This is a genomic window from Nocardia sp. NPDC050630, from assembly GCF_044457245.1.
Classification (GTDB): Bacteria; Actinomycetota; Actinomycetes; order Mycobacteriales; family Mycobacteriaceae; genus Nocardia.
The window spans coordinates 104,105-123,425 of the sequence record NZ_JBITGN010000017.1; the positions used below are offsets into that span (position 1 = coordinate 104,105).

The 19,321-nt window shown below is 65.4% G+C and carries 19 protein-coding genes; 9 read left to right on the forward strand and 10 right to left on the reverse strand.

Annotated features, from left to right (window positions below):
* Positions 1-626: 626 nt before the first annotated feature.
* Positions 627-1,589: a metallophosphoesterase gene (locus ACIBG0_RS32115; RefSeq protein ID WP_397037638.1), complete on the reverse strand. Its 963-nt coding sequence runs from the start codon at positions 1,587-1,589 to the stop codon at positions 627-629.
* Between the two features lie 169 nt (positions 1,590-1,758).
* Here ACIBG0_RS32115 and ACIBG0_RS32120 point away from each other — a divergent pair, with 169 nt between their 5' ends.
* Complete coding sequence (locus tag ACIBG0_RS32120) at positions 1,759-2,223, forward strand: GatB/YqeY domain-containing protein (protein ID WP_397037640.1); 465 nt, start codon at positions 1,759-1,761, stop codon at positions 2,221-2,223.
* 63 nt (positions 2,224-2,286) lie between these two features.
* Here ACIBG0_RS32120 and ACIBG0_RS32125 read toward each other — a convergent pair whose 3' ends face one another.
* Positions 2,287-4,659 carry a penicillin-binding protein gene (locus ACIBG0_RS32125; protein ID WP_397037641.1) on the reverse strand — a complete coding sequence of 791 codons (2,373 nt, stop codon included), beginning with the start codon at positions 4,657-4,659 and terminating at the stop codon, positions 2,287-2,289.
* Between the two features lie 436 nt (positions 4,660-5,095).
* On the opposite strand from ACIBG0_RS32125, the gene ACIBG0_RS32130 reads away from it, so the two are divergent.
* Positions 5,096-5,419, forward strand: a complete 324-nt coding sequence (locus ACIBG0_RS32130; RefSeq protein WP_397037643.1) for a WhiB family transcriptional regulator — start codon at positions 5,096-5,098, stop codon at positions 5,417-5,419.
* Between the two features lie 101 nt (positions 5,420-5,520).
* On the opposite strand, the gene ACIBG0_RS32135 is transcribed toward ACIBG0_RS32130, so the two are convergent.
* Both ACIBG0_RS32135 and ACIBG0_RS32140 read right to left on the reverse strand, forming a co-directional pair.
* Positions 5,521-6,651, reverse strand: a complete 1,131-nt coding sequence (locus ACIBG0_RS32135) for an ArsA family ATPase (protein ID WP_397037645.1) — start codon at positions 6,649-6,651, stop codon at positions 5,521-5,523.
* Complete coding sequence (locus ACIBG0_RS32140) at positions 6,648-7,667, reverse strand: ArsA-related P-loop ATPase (RefSeq protein ID WP_397037773.1); 1,020 nt, start codon at positions 7,665-7,667, stop codon at positions 6,648-6,650. The genes ACIBG0_RS32135 and ACIBG0_RS32140 overlap by 4 nt, the downstream gene beginning before the upstream one ends.
* Positions 7,668-7,893: 226 nt before the next feature.
* On the opposite strand from ACIBG0_RS32140, the gene ACIBG0_RS32145 reads away from it, so the two are divergent.
* Genes ACIBG0_RS32145 through ACIBG0_RS32155 form a run of 3 tightly spaced genes read left to right on the forward strand, consistent with a single transcriptional unit; the run spans position 7,894 to position 9,336 of the window.
* On the forward strand, positions 7,894-8,055 hold the full coding sequence (locus ACIBG0_RS32145; RefSeq protein ID WP_085998464.1) for a DUF4177 domain-containing protein: 162 nt from the start codon (positions 7,894-7,896) through the stop codon (positions 8,053-8,055).
* 18 nt (positions 8,056-8,073) lie between these two features.
* Positions 8,074-8,532 carry a RidA family protein gene (locus ACIBG0_RS32150; protein WP_397037647.1) on the forward strand — a complete coding sequence of 153 codons (459 nt, stop codon included), beginning with the start codon at positions 8,074-8,076 and terminating at the stop codon, positions 8,530-8,532.
* A gap of 9 nt (positions 8,533-8,541) precedes the next feature.
* On the forward strand, positions 8,542-9,336 hold the full coding sequence (locus tag ACIBG0_RS32155) for an MBL fold metallo-hydrolase (RefSeq protein WP_397037648.1): 795 nt from the start codon (positions 8,542-8,544) through the stop codon (positions 9,334-9,336).
* 131 nt (positions 9,337-9,467) lie between these two features.
* On the opposite strand, the gene ACIBG0_RS32160 is transcribed toward ACIBG0_RS32155, so the two are convergent.
* Positions 9,468-10,142: a Crp/Fnr family transcriptional regulator gene (locus ACIBG0_RS32160; protein WP_011206875.1), complete on the reverse strand. Its 675-nt coding sequence runs from the start codon at positions 10,140-10,142 to the stop codon at positions 9,468-9,470.
* 147 nt (positions 10,143-10,289) lie between these two features.
* A complete protein-coding gene (locus ACIBG0_RS32165; RefSeq protein ID WP_397037650.1) occupies positions 10,290-10,532 on the reverse strand; it encodes a hypothetical protein in 243 nt (80 codons plus the stop codon).
* 118 nt (positions 10,533-10,650) lie between these two features.
* Between ACIBG0_RS32165 and nth the strand changes: the two genes are divergently transcribed.
* From nth to ACIBG0_RS32185, 4 genes are read left to right on the forward strand one after another with little or no spacing between them, the layout of a single operon-like run.
* A complete protein-coding gene (nth, locus tag ACIBG0_RS32170) occupies positions 10,651-11,457 on the forward strand; it encodes an endonuclease III (RefSeq protein WP_397037652.1) in 807 nt (268 codons plus the stop codon).
* Positions 11,454-12,089, forward strand: coding sequence for a redoxin family protein (locus ACIBG0_RS32175; RefSeq protein ID WP_397037654.1), 636 nt, complete (start codon positions 11,454-11,456; stop codon positions 12,087-12,089). Before nth ends, ACIBG0_RS32175 begins: the two co-directional genes overlap by 4 nt.
* Positions 12,086-12,805, forward strand: coding sequence for an NUDIX hydrolase (locus ACIBG0_RS32180; RefSeq protein WP_397037656.1), 720 nt, complete (start codon positions 12,086-12,088; stop codon positions 12,803-12,805). The genes ACIBG0_RS32175 and ACIBG0_RS32180 overlap by 4 nt, the downstream gene beginning before the upstream one ends.
* Entirely contained in the window at positions 12,802-13,995 is a 1,194-nt protein-coding gene (locus ACIBG0_RS32185; protein ID WP_397037657.1) for a MarP family serine protease, read from the forward strand. Before ACIBG0_RS32180 ends, ACIBG0_RS32185 begins: the two co-directional genes overlap by 4 nt.
* A 102-nt stretch (positions 13,996-14,097) precedes the next feature.
* On the opposite strand, the gene ACIBG0_RS32190 is transcribed toward ACIBG0_RS32185, so the two are convergent.
* The 4 genes from ACIBG0_RS32190 to acs all read right to left on the reverse strand — a co-directional run bounded on the left by ACIBG0_RS32190 (position 14,098) and on the right by acs (position 19,013).
* Positions 14,098-15,033 carry an alpha/beta fold hydrolase gene (locus ACIBG0_RS32190; protein WP_397037659.1) on the reverse strand — a complete coding sequence of 312 codons (936 nt, stop codon included), beginning with the start codon at positions 15,031-15,033 and terminating at the stop codon, positions 14,098-14,100.
* A 63-nt stretch (positions 15,034-15,096) separates the two neighbouring features.
* Positions 15,097-15,624, reverse strand: a complete 528-nt coding sequence (locus tag ACIBG0_RS32195; RefSeq protein ID WP_397037661.1) for a phage holin family protein — start codon at positions 15,622-15,624, stop codon at positions 15,097-15,099.
* Positions 15,621-16,880 (reverse strand): Na+/H+ antiporter NhaA, encoded by a 1,260-nt coding sequence (gene nhaA, locus ACIBG0_RS32200; protein ID WP_397037774.1) that lies wholly within the window; start codon positions 16,878-16,880, stop codon positions 15,621-15,623. The genes ACIBG0_RS32195 and nhaA overlap by 4 nt, the downstream gene beginning before the upstream one ends.
* 180 nt (positions 16,881-17,060) lie before the next feature.
* Entirely contained in the window at positions 17,061-19,013 is a 1,953-nt protein-coding gene (gene acs / locus ACIBG0_RS32205) for an acetate--CoA ligase (protein WP_397037663.1), read from the reverse strand.
* Between the last annotated feature and the right edge of the window lie 308 nt (positions 19,014-19,321).

Sequence of the window (19,321 nt, forward strand, 5' to 3'; positions counted from 1 at the left end):
CGTCGCCGACCCCGCGTGCCATGTCGGAGTCGACTGCGGCGCCCACTGCAGGGGTGGGTCGAATTGGCCAGGGGCACTTGAGGTTTCCTGCTCGGGCTGCCAAGGCGTTGGCAGCGCCGGTGCGACGCCGCCGTTCCACGGTGTAGCTGTGGGCTCGGGGCCGAACGGCGACAGCACGGCCGGATCGAGCTGGACCGGCGCGCCGAATGTGCTGTGCGACGCGTCGGCCCCCGACTGGGTGGGAGCGGACTGCCCGGATCCGGGCAGTCCTAGCGCAGGGCCGAATTGGTCTGCGCCATAAGGCTGTTGCCGATACGGCGTACCGGTTTCGCGCCGGTCGTCGGAATCACTCACACTGTCCCCTGCCTGACGTCAGTCTCGGCAAAGGACCTTACAGCGTGTCTGGAAACCACTTATCGATGGTTCCCGGCGCCATCCTTTTCGGATGTCCCGCTTCACTCGGGTTGTTTCACCCACACCGGGATGCAGCCAGAGCCCTCCCGATCCACGGGCATTGATCACCGGAGCTCGCGCTTCCGGACCCGGGACTGTAGTGCTCTGCGTCCGAAGGAGATCGAACTGCCATAGGCCACCGACAGAGTTCTGAGATGCACTCTCAGCGGAACTCAGCGAGCGATGGCTTCCGAGGGTGAGACGCCCTGTCCGCTCTCCGCATTGGGACGCTTCGGCGGTGCGGCGACCAGGGTCAGCAGCGTCGCCTCGGGGCGGCAGCAGAACCGATACGGCGCCCACGGCGAGGTGCCCAGACCCGCGGAGACGTGCAGTTGGGTATGCGCGCCCCACTTGGACGAGCCCTTCACCCGCGAGCGATCGATACCGCAGTTGGTGACCAGCGCACCGTATCCGGGCAGGCACAGTTGGCCGCCGTGGGTATGTCCGGCCATGACCAGGTCGTAGCCGTCCTCGGCGAAACGGTCCAGCACCCTGGGTTCGGGGGAGTGGGTCAGTCCGATGCTCAGCACGGCGAGCGGATTCGGCGCACCCGCGACGGTGTCGTACCGATCGCGCTGCAGGTGCGGGTCGTCGACGCCGGCGCTCGCGATGCGAATGCCCGCGACCTCGACATCACGGCGGACGTGGGTCAGATCGAGCCAGCCGCGCTCGGTGAATGCCGCGCGCAGATCCTTCCACGGCAGCGGCGCGCCGTACACCCGGCGGTGATCCTTCTTGAAGTATTTCGCCGGATTCTTCGGCACCGGCGCGAAATAGTCATTGCTGCCGAAAACGAAAAGGCCCGGGCGGGAAAGCAATCCGCCGAGGGCCTGCACCACCGCAGGCACCGACTTCTGGTGTGAAAGATTGTCCCCGGTATTGACGACCAGATCCGGCTCCAGCCGGTCCAGCTCCCGCAGCCACTGCTGCTTGAGCTTCTGACCAGGCATCATGTGTAGATCGCTGATGTGAAGCACCCGTAGTGACGACGAGCCCGGCGCTAGGACGGGCATCGTGGCCTCGCGCAGTACGTAGGCATTTCGTTCGATCAGCGAGGCGTAGCCGATACCGGCCACCGCGGCCCCGGCGGCTCCCAACGCGGTTCGTCGGATGGCGGAGGTCGAGATTACGGGCATTTGCCCAGCATAGGTGACCTCGGTCCGGATCGCCGAGTGTGTTTCCGCACAAGCGGTCGGCTGGCCGTTTCGAGCGACCTGCGAGCAGTCACTACGGGGAGTGCGGGGAATTCGGGACGAGCGCCGAATGTAGTGGGCCGGGAACCGGGAAACGGCTACCGTGTGGCACATGTCGGAACTCAAATCGCAGCTGCGTGCGGATATGACCGCCGCGATGAAAGCCAAGGACACGCTGCGCCTCGCCACCCTCAGGATGCTGCTCGCCGCGATCCAGACCGCGGAGGTCGCGGGGACGCAGGCGCGTGAGCTCTCCGACGCCGAGGTCATCGCCGTACTGCAGAAAGAGGCGAAGAAGCGCAACGAGTCGGCCGAGGTCTACACCCAGGCCGGGCGTGGCGACCTGGCCGCCAACGAACACGCCGAGGCGCGCGTCATCGATGAATATCTGCCGACGCAGCTGACCGACGCCGAGGTCGCCGATGTCGCCGATACCGCGATCGCGCAGGTCGCTCAGGAACTCGGCGAACGGCCGGGGATGCGCCAAATGGGTCAGGTCATGAAGGCCGCCACCGCGATCGCCGCCGGTAAGGCCGACGGCTCCCGGATCTCGGCCGCCGTTAAGGCGCGGCTGTAGCCATACATATACGAAAGCCGCCGATCCGGGATCCGGGTCGGCGGCTTTCGCATTGTCGGAGCGCTATCGAGGTGCGGGGAATCCCGGAATACTCGGCAATCCCGGTATGCCGGGTATGCCCGGAATCGGAAGTCCGGGCGCCGGTGCCGGTCCAGGTGCCGGTGCGGGTGCCCGTTCGGTCCCATCGCTGATATAGATCGTGATCACCGACCCTGGTATCGCCGACCCATTGGGTGCTGTCCCCATTACCGTCCCCTTCGGCGGCGCGCCGACGCCGTTCACCGGCGAGACCTGGAAGCCCGCGGCCACCAGCGCGGCCGTCGCCTGACCTTGCGTCATGCCCGCGACATCGGGGACCTGGGCCTGATTGGAGCCACGCACATATTTGTCGTCCAGCGGTGGCAGTCCGGGCGGTGGATAGTTGCCGATCACCGGTTTGACCGCGTTGAACCAGGTGCGAGCAGGTTCATTACCACCGAACAGATTGCCGTCGCCGCAGCTGCGCAGCGGGAAAGAGCAGATCTCACCGGGTGTCGGACTGTCGCCGTAGATGTAAGCGGCGGCCGCAAGCGAATTGGTGAAGCCGAGGAACGCCGAGGAACGGTGACTTTCGGTGGTGCCCGTCTTGGCCGACAGCGGCAGATTCCAGCCGGTGGCCTGTGCCGCACCGGCCGCGGTACCGCTGACATCGTCCTTACTGAGGGCGTTGGCCAGGGTGTTCGCCAGCCCGGGATCGACGACCTGCTCACATGCCTGCTGGGTCAGCGGCACCGTCTTACCGTAGCGGTCGACTACCTCCTTGATCGGCGAGGGCGGGCACCATCGGCCGCCGGAACCCAAGGTGGCGGCCACATTGGACAGTTCGAGCGGGTTGATCGCGACCGGGCCCAGGGTGAACGAGCCGAGGTTCTGCTCCTTGATCATGTCGGCCAGGCTCTGGTTGCCGTGACCCGAGCTGCCCGCCTCGGTGTAGGAGCGCATGCCGAGGCGCACCGCCATATCGACGGTCGGGGTCACCCCGACGGCCTGGATCAGCTTGACGAACGCGGTATTCGGCGAGGTGGCCAGCGCCTCGGTCACCGACATCGGCGACTTGTAGTTACCCGCGTTCTGCACACAGTAGGTGGCGGGCGGGCAGCCGCGCGCACCACCGTTACCCATGCCCTTGGCCTCGAATCGGCCCGGCACATCGAGTTGGGCGTTGATGCCGAGGCCCTTTTCCATGGCCGCGGCCGTGGTGAAGATCTTGAAAATCGAGCCCGCGCCGTCACCGACCATCGAATACGGCTGTGGCTGCACCGTTTCGTTGGCATCGCGGTTCAGGCCGTATGTTCGACTGCTGGCCATGGCGAGCAGCGGATGCGAATCCTGTCCCGGACCGACCACCGACATCACCTGGGCGATGTCGTCCAGGTTCGGGTTGGCGGCCTCGGTGACCGAACGCTTCACCGAATCCTGCAGGGCAGGATCGAGCGTGGTTTTGATCGTGTAGCCGCCGGTGTTGATTTGTTCGCGGCTGATACCGGCATTGGCCAGATACTGCAGCGCGTAGTCGCAGAAAAAGCCGCGATCGTTGGCGGCGATGCAGCCGCGCGGCAGCCCCTTCGGCTCGGGCAGTACGCCGAGCGGTTCGGACTTCGCCTTGCGGAATTCCTCGGCGCGGCTGGGGATGTTCTGGATCAGCGTGTCCAACACGGTATTGCGCCGCTGCAGCACACCCTCGGGATTGGTGTAGGGATTCAGCTTCGAGCTGGACTGCACCATGCCCGCCAGCATCGCCGACTGCGGCACATTCAGATTCGCGGCATCGATGCCGAAGTAGGTCTGCGCCGCGTCCTGGATGCCATAGGAGGAGTTACCGAACGGGACGAGATTGAGGTATCGGGTGAGGATCTCGTCCTTGGTCAGCTCCCGGTCCAGGGTGAGCGCCATCCGGATCTCGCGCAGTTTGCGCGCGGGCGTTGTCTCGATGGCGGCCCGGCGCTCGGCGTCGGTCTTCGCGACGACAAGTAACTGGAAGTTCTTCACATACTGCTGATCGAGGGTGGACGCACCCTGCTGCACCTCGCCGCTGCTGGTATTGGTGACGAAGGCGCGCATGGTGCCTGTCCAGTCGACACCCGCGTGCTCGGCGAAGCGCCGATCCTCGATGGAGACGATCGCCAACTTCATATCGTTGGAGATCTTGTCGCTGGGGACCTCGAAGCGGCGCTGCTCGTACAACCAGGCGATGGGCGTTCCGTTCGCGTCGACCATGGTCGAGACGGCGGGGACGGTGCCCTCCACCAACTCCGCGGACACATTGTCGACGGCGTCGGCGGCGCGGTTGGAGACGAACCCGAAACCGCCTGCGAGAGGGAACAACAACCCGGCGACGAGCACGGCGGCCAGCGCGCAGCTGCCGGCCAGCCTCGCGAGCGTATGTGTGATCGGCACGAGCCCCAGACTACGGGGTGCCGATTCCGCGCTTTCGGGTGTGTTTGCGAGGAGCCCGGATCCTGGAGTTCTCGAGCGAGTCAGCAATGGACACCGCCCCGCAGGAGATGGCGGAGCCGAGCAGCAGCGAGGGGCAGCCCGGCCCGATTGGGCGTGTCGCGGGACGGATTCCGGCGTGTCGCGAGGGGGGCGGGCCGCGGGTGGAGTCGACCGCCCGGTTCTGGATCACGGTTGCAGGGACGGACGTACCAAAAAGTCTCGGGACGGTCTTGCGCAGAGGCCATACCTTTACCTAGATTGAGAACCCAGTGTGATAGAGCTAACACTCAAAGTGGAATGTGGTGCAGTTCGCAGCGGGGTTTGGGTTGCTGCGACACTGACACGCGATTCTGGAGCGCCGTTGACCCGGTGTTCGGACTGCAAAGGGGCACACCAAATGCAAATGACAACCCCCATCGCTCGATTGGACGTAGAGCAGGCCGAAGCAAGGATCGCCTGGGTAGCCCAGGCCCGATGCAAGGAAGTAGACCCTGATCAACTGTTCGTCCGCGGCGCGGCGCAGCGCAAGGCGGCGACGATCTGCAGGCACTGCCCGGTGCTGATGCAGTGCGGGGCCGATGCGCTCGACAATCGAGTCGAATTCGGCGTGTGGGGTGGTATGACCGAACGGCAGCGTCGTGCGTTGCTCAAGCAGCACCCGGAGGTGACCTCCTGGGCGGACTTTTTCCAGGCCCAGCGTCAGCATCAAATCGCAATCTAACCCTGGAAATGAAGCCGAGCCCGCGATTGCGGGCTCGGCTTCGTTAATGGCTCTATATCAAACCGACATCAGAATGACACCGTCGCTCAGTCGATTTCGGCTCAGGCGGTCACCTCGACCTCGTGCGCATCGGCGAGCTGTGCACCGACGGCACGCAGCGCCTCGAGATCGGAGACCTCGAAGGGCAGCGCGGTCACCGAGGTGATCGGCACCCGCGGATGCGCACCGGTGAACCGGTGCAGCAGATGCTGCTCGCGCTTGGCGGTGGCGACCCGCTGGGCGTGGATGCGCAGCACCGCGGCGGTCAGTGGATCGGAATCGGCCAGTTGATCGGCGGCGGTCACCGCGTGATCGGCCGATAGTGAACTGAGCACCGGATGGGTTCGGTTCAAGATCAGTCCGGCCAGCGGCATGCGCTCGGTGCTGAGCCGGTCGACGAAGAACGATGCCTCGCGCAGCGCATCCGGTTCGGCGGCCGCGACTACCAGGAAGTGCGTGCCCGGCTTCGACAGCATGCCGTAGGTGCGGTCCGCGCGATCCTGGAACCCACCGAACAGCGACTCCAGCGACTGCAGGAAATTCGACGCGTCCTTGAGCATCTGGCCACCGACAATGGTCGAAACACCGCGCACGGCCAGGCTCATCGCTCCGGTCACCAATCGGGTGACGCCGCGACCGGGAGCCATGATGACCCGAATCATCCTGCCGTTCAAGAAGTTTCCGAGCCGCTTCGGCGCATCGAGGAAATCGAGGGCATTGCGCGACGGCGGAGTGTCGACCACGATCAGGTCCCACTCCTTGTGCCCGGCCAACTGACCGAGCTTCTCCATCGCCATGTACTCCTGCGTACCGCCGAAGGAGGAGGCGACCGTCTGATAGAAGGGGTTGGCGAAAATCTGCTCCGCCTTCTCCGGACTGGTGTGCTCGAGCACCATATCGTCGAAGGTGCGCCGCATATTGAGCATCATGGCGTGTAGCTCGCCTTTGACCTCCGGACCGAGCGCCACCCGCTGCGGAGTGTTGTCCAGATCGGCGACGCCGAGTGACTGGGCCAGCCGACGTGCCGGATCGATGGTGAGCACCACAACCTTGCGCCCCTGTTCGGCCGCGCGCAATGCGATGGCCGCCGCGGTGGTCGTCTTGCCGACGCCGCCGGACCCGCAGCAGACCACCACGCGCGCGGTGCGGTCGGCGATAATGCTCGAAATATCCAGTGGCGCGGCGGTACTCATCGGACCCCCTGCTTGCTCAGATGTTCGGCAAGTTCATAGATGCCACCGAGATCCATGCCGTCGGCGAGTGCGGGCAGATACATCCGCGATACATCCACTTTCGCGAGTTCGGCGGCGCTGTCGTCCTGTGCCCGCAAAGTGGCCGAATGCTCGACGGTTTCGGTGATGAGCCCCTGGAAGTCCTGGTCCGATAGGGAAATTCCGGTCTCGGTCAGTCCGGCGCGAATGGCATCGCGGTCGATATCGCCCTGCGCGGCCTTATTTCGCACGTCGGCGGGTAGTTGGCCCTTGGTCGCCCGGTTCACGATGACGGTGCCGATCCGCAGGTCATTGGCGCTGAGTTCGGCGACCGCGTCGGCGGTTTCCTGCACCGGCAGTGCCTCGAGCAGGGTGACCAGATGGATCATGGTCTGATCGGAGTGCAACAGCCGTGAAACGCCCTCGGCCTGCGAGGCGATCGGCCCGCCCTTCGCCACCTCGACCATGGCCTGGGTGACATCGAGAAAGCTGGCGATGCGGCCGGTCGGCGGTGCGTCGACCACGATTTCGTCGAATACGTGCTTGCCCTGTTTATCCACTCGGACAGCGCATTCCTTGATCTTGCCGGTCAAGATGACATCGCGCAGACCCGGTGCGATCGTGGTGACGAATTCGATGGCGCCGACCCGGCGCATCGCCCGCCCGGCGAAGCCCAAGTTGTAGAACATATCCAGGTATTCGAGAAAGGCGTGCTCGATATCCAGTGCGAGCGCGACTACTTCACCGCCGCCATCCGCCGTGGCGATCCTGGTTTCGGTCGGCGGCAGCGGAGGAAGATCGAAAAGCTGAGCGATGGATTGTCTGCTCTCCACCTCGACCAACAGCACTCGCCGCCCGCCCGCGGCCAGCGCGAGCGCCAGCGCGGCGGCGACCGTCGACTTGCCGGTTCCCCCTTTGCCGGATACATAGTGCAGGCGGGCCCTATCCGCGCGCTCCGGCCAACCCGTTTCCAGCCCCGGCTCCGCCGAAATAGGCACTGCTGTTGGTACTCCCACGATCGCGAGCCTATAACCCGTTCTGAGACCGCGTCCCAGCGATATGGTCAGCGCCTCATTTTTCAGCGATTCTGTCCCAGACGGCGGGATCCAGAGTTTGCCGAAAGGCGAGATGCCTACTCCACCGACCACCACGGAGCGAGTCTTTACGAGAGACACCAGGGGGCCGCGAACACGCAGCGCCGAAGACGCTGCCAAAGTTACTCTCATGAGTGATTCGAAGGTGTGGGAGTACGCCACCGTTCCGCTGCTGACGCATGCGACCAAGCAGATCCTGGACCAATGGGGTGCCGACGGGTGGGAACTGGTGACCGTGCTGCCCGGTCCGACCGGTGAGCAGCACGTCGCCTACCTCAAGCGCCCCAAGTAATCGAAGGGACTTGCACCTATGACCCAATGGGAGAAGAACCTCGCCCAGCTCGGCCTGACCCTGCCGCCGGTCGTTGCCCCGGTCGCCGCCTACATTCCGGCGATCCGCACCGGTTCGCTCGTCTACACCTCCGGCCAGCTGCCGTTCGTCGACGGGCAGCTCTCGGCGACCGGCAAGGTCGGCGCGGAGGTCTCGCTCGAACAAGCCAAGGAGGCGGCCAAGTTCTGCGCGTTGAACGCGATCGCCGCGGTGCACGATCTGGTCGGGCTCGATGCGGTGGTGCGCATTGTCAAGGTCGTCGGATTCGTCGCCTCCGCGTCGGGATTCACCGATCAGCCGCAGGTCATCAATGGCGCATCGGAATTGCTCGGTGCGGTCTTCGGTGATGCGGGCGTGCACGCACGCTCCGCGGTCGGCGTCGCTGAGTTGCCCCGCAACACCCCCGTCGAAGTCGAACTGATCGCCGAAGTGCGCTAGACAGGTTCGATGACGCTCACCCATCCCGCATACGGCCAGCTGCGGCAGGTCACGCCGACCGCGGCGGTCGTACTCGCGGACAATCCCGGCCAGATGACGCTGGAGGGCACCAACACCTGGCTGCTGCGCGCGCCGGGACATTCGGAATACGTCGTCATCGATCCGGGACCGAAGGATAAGGCGCACAGCGAGGCGATCGCCCGCGCCACCGATGGCAATATCGCGCTCACCCTGATCACCCACCGGCACCACGATCACACCGGCGGCATCGATCGGCTGGTCGAGCTGACCGGTACGCCGGTGCGGGCCAGGACCGCCGAATTCCTGCGTGATTCCGATGCGCCGCTGGTCGACGGTGAGGTGATCGAGGCCGCCGGACTACGGATCGCCGTCCTGGACACACCTGGCCACACCAAGGATTCGGTGAGTTTCGTACTCGACGACGCGGTGCTTACCGGTGACACCATCCTCGGCTTCGGCACCACAGTGCTCGATTCCACCGACGGCGCCCTCGCCGATTACCTGGCATCGCTGGACAAGCTGGTCGAGGCGGGCGCGGGCCGCGCGCTGCTGCCCGCACACGGTCCGGATCATCCCGATCTGGAACCGATCGCGCGGTACTACATCGCGCACCGCCAGGAGCGGCTCGCTCAGGTACGGGAGGCGTTGCGCGTACTCGGGCCGAACGCGGGCGCGATGTCGGTGGTGCGCAAGGTCTACGCCGACGTCGACAAGCGGCTCTGGCCTGCCGCGCGTAGTTCGGTGCAGGCGCAGTTGGAGTACCTGCGCGCAGAGCAGAACTAGCGAACACCGAAGCACGCTGAGTTCATTCGAGCTGAACTCAGCGTGCTTTTGCGTTCAAATGCCGCGGCGTCCGCCTGTCGCGCCGCGTCTCGTCGGCGGCCGGGTTCTCCGGTCGCCGATGGGTTCGAGCGTCAACGCGCGCGGCGGGCCAGCCGCTCGGAGTCGGAGATCAGCACACTCTTGCCCTCCAGCCGCAGCCAGCCGCGGTGCGCGAAGTCGGCCAGAGCCTTGTTCACGGTCTCGCGGGAGGCGCCGACCAGCTGTGCGATCTCTTCCTGGGTGAGGTCGTGGGTGACCCGCAGCGCACCGGCCTCCTGGGTGCCGAACCGCTGCGCGAGCTGTAGCAACGCCTTGGCGACCCGGCCGGGAACGTCGGTGAAGATCAGGTCGGCCAGGTTGTTGTTGGTGCGGCGCAGGCGGCGGGCGAGGACGCGCAGCAGTTGCTCGGCGATCTCGGGTCGCTGGTCAATCCAGGACTTGAGGGCGTCACGGTCCATGGTGACCGCACGGACCTCGGTCACGGTGGTAGCGGTCGAGGTGCGCGGACCGGGGTCGAAGATCGACAGCTCGCCGAACATGTCCGACGGGCCCATGATGGTCAGCAGATTTTCCCTGCCGTCCGGGGAACGCCGTCCGATCTTCACCTTTCCGGAGGTGATGATGTACAACCGGTCGCCTGGTTCGCCCTCGTTGAAGATGACATGGCCGCGCGGAAAATCCACGGGCTGCAGTTGTTTGGCGAGGGCCGCCACCGCGGTGGGCTCTACGCCTTGGAAGATGCCTGCTCTGGCGAGGGCCTCGTCCACGAATGTGCTCCTTATGGGAAATGGCTCTGTCCTGGACCGAAGCGAATCGGCCAACAGCGCAGTCTACGCGGCATTACGGCAGCGTAGTGACAGACACCACGTAACGAGTGGATTGCGCGGCGTACCAGGTACTGGTCGGTAGGGGATTCAGCTGGCGCGTGCGACGTCCAGCTCTTCGCTACGGGAACGGCGCCTGCGCATCCGTGCCACCGCAGCGGGCAGTCCGAGCTTCGTCAGCTCCTTCACTTCGGCGTTGCTTGCCTTGTCCAGGTACTGCTGAACCTCTTCGTCGGGTTCGAGAAGATTGCGGAGCCGATTCTCGACCCGCTCCATGCCCAGTGCAAACAACATCAGCACCACTGGGAAGAGCACCACAGCGAGTCCTTGCATGACGAGCAGTAAACACGGTCTAGGTCTCAGATGGAACACGGCAAGAGATCTAGGAGGGCACCGTTGTGGGGTGGTTCCGTATGGTGGACGCGTGCGTGTCTCCCCCTCCAATGCTGCCGTGAGCGGGCCTGCGCCTGCCGTCGAGGCGACCGATGCGCAACTTGCCGCGGTCCCCGCGCCGAAGCGCAAATCCCGAGCGCGACAAGCGGAAACCCAGCTCGGTCGTACCCGAAGGGCCCGCCGGATGAACCGCACTCTCGCGGTGGCCTTTCCGGACGCGCACTGTGAGCTCGACTTCACAACACCGCTCGAATTGGCGGTGGCGACAATACTTTCCGCGCAGTGCACCGACGAACGGGTGAATCTGACCACACCCGCGGTCTTCGCCAAGTACCCCGACGCCCGCGCCTACGCCGAGGCAAACCGCGCGGAGCTGGAGGAATACATCCGGCCCACCGGCTTCTTCCGCAACAAGACCAGTGCGCTCATCGGACTCGGGCAGGCACTGGTCGAACGCTTCGATGGTGAATTGCCTCACACCCTCGACGAACTGGTGCAGTTGCCCGGCATCGGCCGCAAGACCGCCAATGTCATCCTCGGCAATGCGTTCGGGGTGCCCGGCATTACGGTCGACACCCATTTCGGTCGGCTGGTGCGGCGCTGGGCGTGGACCACCGAAGAAGATCCGGTGAAGGTCGAGCACGCCATCGGCGAGCTGATCGAACGCAAGGAATGGACAATGCTGTCCCATCGCGTGATTTTCCACGGGCGTCGGGTCTGTCATTCCCGCAAGCCCGCATGTGGTGTCTGCCTGCTTGCCAAGGACTGTCCGTCATTCGGGGTCGGGCCGACCGATCCGGAGACCGCGGCGAAGTTGGTGAAGGGTCCGGAGGCGGAGCATCTGCTCGAGCTGGTGGGCCGGTGAGACGAATACCTGTCGCGGCGCGCTTGGCGCTGGCAGGGTTGATCACCGTAGTGGCCTTGGCGGTCGCGCTGTGGCCCCGCGATCACGACGACACCGCGACGAGCGGCGACCATCCGGCGAACTCCCTCGCGAGCGCATCGGTCGAGGCGCGCACCGCCGCCGGGCTCGCGAATTGTCCGGTGCCAGCGGCGGATGCGGTGGGCCGCGGACCGCTTGCCGGGCTCGGTCTGAGCTGTCTATCCGACGGCAGACCGGTCGACTTGGCGGCCGCGCTCGCGGGCAAACCCGCACTGCTGAACCTGTGGGCGTACTGGTGTGGACCGTGCGCCAAAGAGTTGCCAGATGTGCAGGAGTACGCGCGACGAGCCGGAAACGCGATTACCGTGCTGACCGTGCACAGCGATCCGGATGAGGCGAGGGCGCTCGCGTTGCTGACCGACCTGAAGGTGACGTTGCCCGGCGTCCTCGACCCGCGCACCAAGGTGCGTACCGCGGTCGGTGCGCCCGCGGTGCTGCCGGTATCGGTCCTACTGCGTGCGGATGGTTCGGTCGCCCAGGTGGTGGTGCGCGCCTTCAACGGCGTCGACGATATCGCCGATACGGTCGCGAATAATTTGGGAGTTGCGGCATGACCGAGATCCCCATGCCGCACAGCATTCCCCCATGGCTGCGCCGAGCTGCGGACCCGAATACCGATTCCACCGACACGCTGTCCCTGGCGCGCGCGGTGCGCCGAGCCATGACGGTCAGCACCACACCGCGGCAGGCGGCCGTGCTCGTGCTCTTCAGCGGTTCGCCCGAATCGGATCCCGAGACGCCGGGCGGGCTGCCCGCCGATGCGGATGTGCTGCTCACCCAGCGCGCGTCCACCATGCGCCAGCACCGCGGTCAGGTCGCATTTCCGGGCGGCGCGGTCGATCCCGGCGACTCCGGTCCGATCGATACCGCCCTGCGCGAGGCCTGTGAAGAGACCGGGCTGGGACGCGAAGGCGTCGAACCCTTTGCCGTGCTGCCGAAGCTGTTCGTGCCACCGTCCCGATTCGATGTGACCCCGGTGGTGGCCTACTGGCACACACCGAGGGCGGTCCGCGTGGTCAATCACACCGAGACCGAACGCGTCGTGCGGGTGCCGCTCGCCGATTTGCTCGACCCGGCGAATCGCTTCATGGTGCGCGGCAGCCTTGGCTATCAGAGTCCGGCATTCCAGGTGGACGGAATGCTGGTGTGGGGACTGACCGGCGGCATTCTGGCGGGCATCTGCAAATCCGCCGGGTGGGAACGGGACTGGGACCACAGCGATGTTCGCGATCTAGAGTCCGCGCTGGCGGCCGTAGGGATGACGTTATGAGTTCATCGGCTTGGCTCGATATCGCGGTGGTGCTGCTCGCGCTGCTTGCCGCCTCCTCCGGTTGGCGCCAGGGCGCGGTGGCTTCCGCGCTGGCCTTCCTCGGCGTCGTACTCGGCGCGGTCGCGGGCATTCTTATTGCGCCGCACATTCTGATCCATGTGGATGAGGGCAGACCGCGGGTGCTCACCGGCGTGCTGTTGATCGTGGTGCTGGTCATCGTGGGTGAGGTCGCGGGCATGGTGCTCGGCCGGGCCGCGCGCGGCGGTATGCGGCATCCGTTCACCCGCAGTGTGGACAGTGTCGTCGGCGCTGTGCTGCAGGCGGTCGCGGTGCTGGTCACCGCGTGGCTGCTGGCGTTGCCGCTGGCCACCTCGTCCCAGCCCGCCATCGCCGCGGCCATCAATGGTTCGAAGGTGCTCGCCGACGTCAACGATGTCTCCCCGAATTGGCTGCGGCGGCTGCCGAACGAATTCTCCAAACTGCTCAACACCTCCGGACTGCCGGATGTCATCGGACCGTTCGGTCGCGCGCCGATCGCGGCGGTCGAACCGCCCGATCCCAGCGTGCTCGCCAGCCCGGTCGCGGCCTCATTGCAACAGAGTGTGCTGCGCATCCGCGGTGTCGCGCCGAGCTGTCAGCGGGCACTGGAGGGTTCCGGCTTCGTGATCGCTCCCGAACGGATCGTTACTAACGCTCACGTCGTCGCCGGGACCACCAGCATCACAGTTGACGCCACCAACGGGCCGCTGAATGCCACGGTTGTCTTGTTCGATCCATCCAAAGATGTGGCGGTGCTCGCGGTATCGGGACTCATCGCGCCTGTGATCCCAACCGCGCCTACGCCAGCTCGCTCCGGAGACAGCGCTATAGTGCTGGGCTACCCTGGCGGCGGTCGCTACACCGCCAGTGCTGCCCGTGTTCGCGAGACGCTGGACTTGACGGGCCCGACCATCTACCGCAACGGCACCGTCGAGCGCGAGGTTTACACGGTTCGTGGCCAAGTGCGGGCAGGCAATTCCGGTGGACCGCTTGTGGATACGGAAGGGGAAGTGCTCGGCATCGTCTTCGGTGCGGCGGTAACCGACGATGACACAGGATATGTGCTGACGCTTTCCGAGGTCCGGGCGCAACTCGATGCTGCCCCTGGTGCGGTTGCGTCAGTCGAAACGGGCGCATGTGTGCTGAGCTGAATCCCCAACTACAACGACATAGTGACCAGAATCACTTTCGATTACTCCCTGCGGGCAAATCGTTTTCGGATCGGTTTGCCCGCCAGGTGGACGTGAGGCTCGCTATCCGAGCAGCTTGGCCAACTCCATCGTGACCGCTTCCGGGTTCTCTTGGTGCGCAAAGTGACCCGCGCCCGGAATCACCACCTGCCGCCGCTGCGGTGACAATCGGCGGCCGCGCTGGAAGGTCGCGGGCAGGATGTAGCCGTCGAGTTCACCGCGCATGGCGAGCACCGGAATGCGGATCGGCGCCCGCATGGTGGCCATGAATCGCCGACCGTCCGGCCGCCACTGACTGCGGAAGGCCCAGCGCTGATATTCCAGCGCACAGTGCGCCGCACCCGGAATCTGGATGGCCGAGCGCATTCGATTGGCCGTCTCGATGAATTCGGCGGTGCCCGACCAGGTTCGGCTCACCCGCTGGCGCAGCAGCCGCTCGACCTCGAAGCCGTCGCCTGTGGTCAGCAGATGTTCGCCGTAGCGCGGCAGTTGGTAGCGCAGGAAATTCGGCAGCCAGGTGTGCCGCTGTCGCCGGTCACGCAGCACCGCGCTTTTGAGCGCGGCCGGATGCGGGGAGCTCACCAGTGCGATCGAGCGCACCAAACGCGGATGCAGCACCGCGGTCGTCCAGCACACCAGTCCGCCGTCGGCATGTCCGACCAATGTGGCCTCGGAATAGCCCATGGCGCGGATGAGTCCGGCGATATCACCGGCCAGTGTCCAACCGTCATAACCGCGCGGCGGTTTATCGCTATCGCCGTAGCCGCGCAGATCCACCGCGACCGCGCGATAGCCGAGTTCGGCGAGTCCGGTCAGCTGATGCCGCCAGGACCACCAGAGGTCGGCGAATCCGTGCAGCAAGACGACCAGCGGTGCGTCCGGGCGCTCCTGGGCGGCCTCGACGACATGGAAGCGAATGCCGTTCGCGTGCACGTCCCGATGCGTCCACGGCCCGTCGTAACGGACGCTGGACGGATCGGGAAATGAGTTGGACGACACGCCGACCGAGCCTAGTAGGGGTGCGGCCAACCGCCTAGTCGGCGCTGGCGCGCCGCCCGAACGCTACTTCGACGGCTGCTCGAGTGACTTCGACTGCGTCGGCTCCGCGAGCGCGATGTGCTCCTCGTGCGAGCCGAATCCGCTCGGCAGCACCGTGCGTGCCTGCTTGAGCGAATCGATGGTCTTCTCCGGCGCCCGCAGTTTCTTTACCCGCAGATAGCCGAGCAGGGCCAGGACCGCCGTCGCCACGATCATCAGCAGGAACACGATCAGGAACGCCGCCCAGCGCGCCAGCCAGACGTCGAGCAGCTCGCCGAGAAAGAAGAAAAAGAAGAAGGTGCTGAACAGCAGCACGGTCAGCGCGAGGATGAAGTAGACGCTGCCCTGCAGCCCCTTCTTGATCTCCCCGGTCACCTCGGCCTTGGCCAGCTCGACCTCGGCCCGCACCAGCGTCGACATCTGCTCGGTGGCATCGCGGACCAGGGCACCGAAGCTCGCCGACCCGGCCGGGTTGGCGTCCGAGAGGGGAATAGAGGTGACAGTGCGGTCGCGACGCGACTGGTCCCCGTTACCGCCGTTTGCGAAACTCACTTCGTCGACCCTTCTCCCTGTCCCGGCACTGCTTGCGCCTCAGTCTCTCGTTCTATCGCACGCGCGTCCCGCCGCGCCTGGTGGACACGCCCACGCCGCAACAGTAGCGCCGAACCCGCGAGCGACGCCGTCATTGACGTCACCAACACCGCGGCTTTGGCCAATTCGACGGCTGAGCCGTCACCGACGTCGGTCAGCGCGAGTTCTGCCACCAGAAGGCTAACGGTGAAGCCGATCGCACCGAGCACCGAGAGGGCGAACATGTCTCGGTAGCCGAGACCGACCGGACGTTTCGCGATACCCAATCGGATTGCCACCCAGCTTATTCCGAAGATACCGAGGGTCTTGCCGAGCAGTAATCCGAGAACTATGGCCAGCGGCAGCCGGTCACTGAACAGGTGCTGGAAAACCTTGCCGTCCAGTGGAACTCCGGAAGCGAACAAGGCGAACAGCGGCACACAGAGTCCGGCCGAGATCGGCTGGATCATGTGCTCTAGCCGTGTTGCGGGAGCTTCGGTCTCGCCCGGGTCCTTGCGCACCCTGGTGAGCAGACCGAGCGCGACACCGGCCAGCGTCGGATGGATGCCCGCCTCGTGCAGCGCGTACCAGGAGACCAGCGCGAGCGGCACATACAACAGTGGCGTGGATATCCGCTTGTGCTGGGCCAGCGCCCATATCGCCCAACAGGCCGCCGCGCCCAGCAGCCACAGCGCCGACAGCGTCGCGGTGAACAGCACCGCGATCAGGATGATGGCGAGCAGATCGTCGACCACCGCGAGACTCAACAGGAAGACCCGCGCGCTGGTCGGGATCCGGGATCCGGTCATGGCAAGCACGGCCAGCGCGAAGGCGATATCGGTCGCCACCGGGATCGCCCAGCCCCGGTCCATTCCGTCCACGCCGAATCCGACCGCGAATGCGATTAGTGCCGGAGTGACCACCCCGCCCACCGCCGCGATGATCGGCAGCACAGCCCGCTTGGGATCGGCGAGCTCGCCGACCACCAGCTCGCGTTTGAGCTCCAGTCCGGCGACGAAGAAGAAGATGGCGAGCAGACCGTCCTTGGTCCAGTCCGCGACGGTGAAATCCAGATGCAGTGCCTTGATCGGCAGGGCGTACTGGGTGAGGGTGAAGTAGCTCTGGCCCCACGGCGAGTTCACCCACAGCAATGCGGCAGCAGCCGCGATCAGAAGTATCGCGCCACCAATGGTTTCGGTGCGTAGATACCGCGTCAGTTCCGAGCGCACTTGGGTGATCACGGGAAACCTTCCGCCGGGGTTGGCTGGACCGCGGACGCGCAATCCCACCGATCCGGCGTTCAGGTACACGACCGCATGCCGACCAGGCTTCCCGGCACACCTCACGCAATACTAACGGGTAGGGCCGGTGACGAATTTCGTCACCGGCCCTACGATGTGCCCGATACGGTGCGGAACTCAGGCGCGGCTGGCCCGGATCGCCTCGAAAACATTGGGATCGACCAGTGTCGAGGTGTCGCCCAAGTCGCGCCCCTCGGCGACATCGCGCAGCAGTCGCCGCATGATCTTGCCGCTGCGGGTCTTGGGCAGTTCGGGAACCACGTGGATCTCGCGCGGCCGGGCGATCGGGCTGATCTCCCGCGACACCTCCGCCTTCAGTTCGTCGATCAGCGCGTCGCCGGTGTCTTTGGCCTCGGCCGTCAGGATCACGAAGGCGACGATGCCCTGTCCGGTAGTCGCATCGCTTGCGCCCACCACGGCGGCCTCGGCTACCCCGGAGTGACCGACCAGCGCGGATTCGACTTCGGCGGTAGAGATGCGGTGACCCGACACATTCATCACGTCGTCGACCCGGCCGAGCACCCACAGATCGCCATCGGCATCGAGCTTGGCGCCGTCACCGGCGAAGTACCAGCCCTGCTCGGCGTAGCGCTCCCAGTAGGTGGCCCGGTAGCGGTCCATATCGCCCCAGATGCCGCGCAACATGGACGGCCACGGCTGATCGAGCACCAGATAACCGTTGGCCTCGGTCTCACCGAGTTCGACCGCCTTGCCCTCCTCGTCGACGACCTTCGCCGAAATACCGGGCAGCGCGCTCATCGCGGCGCCGGGTTTGGCGGCGGTGACACCCGGCAACGGGGAGATCATGATCGACCCTGTCTCGGTCTGCCACCAGGTGTCCACGATGGGCGCGGAGTTCGCACCGATCACCTCCCGGTACCAGCGCCACGCCTCCGGATTGATCGGTTCACCCACGCTGCCGAGTACCCGGATGCTGGACAGATCGTGGGCGGCCGGAATCTCCCTACCCCACTTCATAAAGGTGCGCACCAGGGTTGGAGCCGTGTAATAGATTGTGACGCCGTACTTTTCGACGATATTCCAGTGTCGGTGCTCATCCGGGAAGTTCGGCGTGCCCTCGTATACGACCTGAGTGGTCCGGTTCGACAGCGGTCCGTAGACGATGTACGTGTGCCCGGTGACCCAGCCGATATCGGCAGTGCACCAGTAGATATCTTGTCCGGCCTTGTGGTCGAAGACATTGTGGTGGGTGTAAGACGCCTGGGTGAGAAATCCGCCGCTGGTGTGCAGGATGCCCTTGGGCTTCCCCGTGGTGCCGGAGGTGTAGAGGATGAACAGCGGATGCTCGGCATCGAAGGCCTGCGCCCGGTGTTCGGGGGCGGCCTGCGCGACGGTCTCGTGCCACCACAGGTCGCGGCCCTCGGTCCACGGCACCTCGATATCGGTGCGGCGCACTACCAGTACGTGTTCGACACTGTGCGGCACGTCGCCGTTGGCGTAGAGCGCCTCGTCGACGGCTTCTTTGAGTGGTGCGGCCTTACCGCGACGCCACTGACCGTCGGTGGTGATGATCAATCGGGCGCTCGCATCGTCGACGCGCTGGCGCAGCGCGGTCGGTGAGAAGCCCGCGAAGACCACCGAATGGGTCAGGCCGAGTCGGGCGCACGCCAGCATCGACACGATCGCCTCGGGAACCATCGGCATATAGATGGCGACCCGATCGCCCGCTTCGAGTCCGAGTTCGGTCAGATAATTTGCGGCGCGGGAAACTTCGGCGAGGAGTTCGGCATAGGTGATATCGCGGGAGTCGCCCGGTTCGCCCTCCCAGTGGATGGCGACCTGATCGCCGTGCCCATCGAGCACATGGCGGTCCACACAGTTGTAGGCGACATTGAGCTTGCCGTCGACGAACCACTTCGCGACGGGCGCGTCACTCCAGTCGAGCACCTGCGTCCACGGCTGCTCCCAATGCAGCCGCTCGGCCTGCTCGGCCCAGAACGCGTCGCGATCGGCCGCGGCCCGCTGGTACAACGACGCGTCGGCATTCGCCGCCGCGGCGAATTCCGCGGTCGGCGGGTACGAGTCCCGGTTGTCGGTGGATTCGGTCATCTCGTCTCTTCCTCACGTAGCCCCAGTGGTGCTGGCAGTCGCAGTCGATTTCGACAGTAACCAACTGTGATCCAGCCCGCGCCTGCTGTGTCCATTGGGTTTCCATCGCGTCACCACGGCGGGTATCCTGCGCGATCCGCTGACAAACCGGTCCTTCGGTAGCTATCGTCATAGACCAACAGCTACGGACACCGGAAGCCCCAACGGAGGCATACTTCCGGCGGATGCCCGTCTTCTCCTTAATGTTTAGCGCGTTTCGACGATGTTGCCGGATTGGTAACAAGTGGAACGAACCTCTGTCAATCCGG

Excerpts from the sequence above, each read along its gene's own strand:
- ACIBG0_RS32180 (WP_397037656.1), top strand. The coding sequence starts at position 12,086 with ATGACCGAGATCCCCATGCCGCACAGCATTCCCCCATGGCTGCGCCGA.
- ACIBG0_RS32135 (WP_397037645.1), bottom strand. The coding sequence starts at position 6,651 with ATGAGTACCGCCGCGCCACTGGATATTTCGAGCATTATCGCCGACCGC.
- ACIBG0_RS32130 (WP_397037643.1), top strand. The coding sequence starts at position 5,096 with ATGCAAATGACAACCCCCATCGCTCGATTGGACGTAGAGCAGGCCGAA.
- ACIBG0_RS32115 (WP_397037638.1), bottom strand. The coding sequence starts at position 1,589 with ATGCCCGTAATCTCGACCTCCGCCATCCGACGAACCGCGTTGGGAGCC.
- ACIBG0_RS32150 (WP_397037647.1), top strand. The coding sequence starts at position 8,074 with ATGACCCAATGGGAGAAGAACCTCGCCCAGCTCGGCCTGACCCTGCCG.
- ACIBG0_RS32145 (WP_085998464.1), top strand. The coding sequence starts at position 7,894 with ATGAGTGATTCGAAGGTGTGGGAGTACGCCACCGTTCCGCTGCTGACG.
- acs (WP_397037663.1), bottom strand. The coding sequence starts at position 19,013 with ATGACCGAATCCACCGACAACCGGGACTCGTACCCGCCGACCGCGGAA.
- ACIBG0_RS32120 (WP_397037640.1), top strand. The coding sequence starts at position 1,759 with ATGTCGGAACTCAAATCGCAGCTGCGTGCGGATATGACCGCCGCGATG.
- ACIBG0_RS32165 (WP_397037650.1), bottom strand. The coding sequence starts at position 10,532 with ATGCAAGGACTCGCTGTGGTGCTCTTCCCAGTGGTGCTGATGTTGTTT.
- ACIBG0_RS32185 (WP_397037657.1), top strand. The coding sequence starts at position 12,802 with ATGAGTTCATCGGCTTGGCTCGATATCGCGGTGGTGCTGCTCGCGCTG.
- ACIBG0_RS32155 (WP_397037648.1), top strand. The coding sequence starts at position 8,542 with ATGACGCTCACCCATCCCGCATACGGCCAGCTGCGGCAGGTCACGCCG.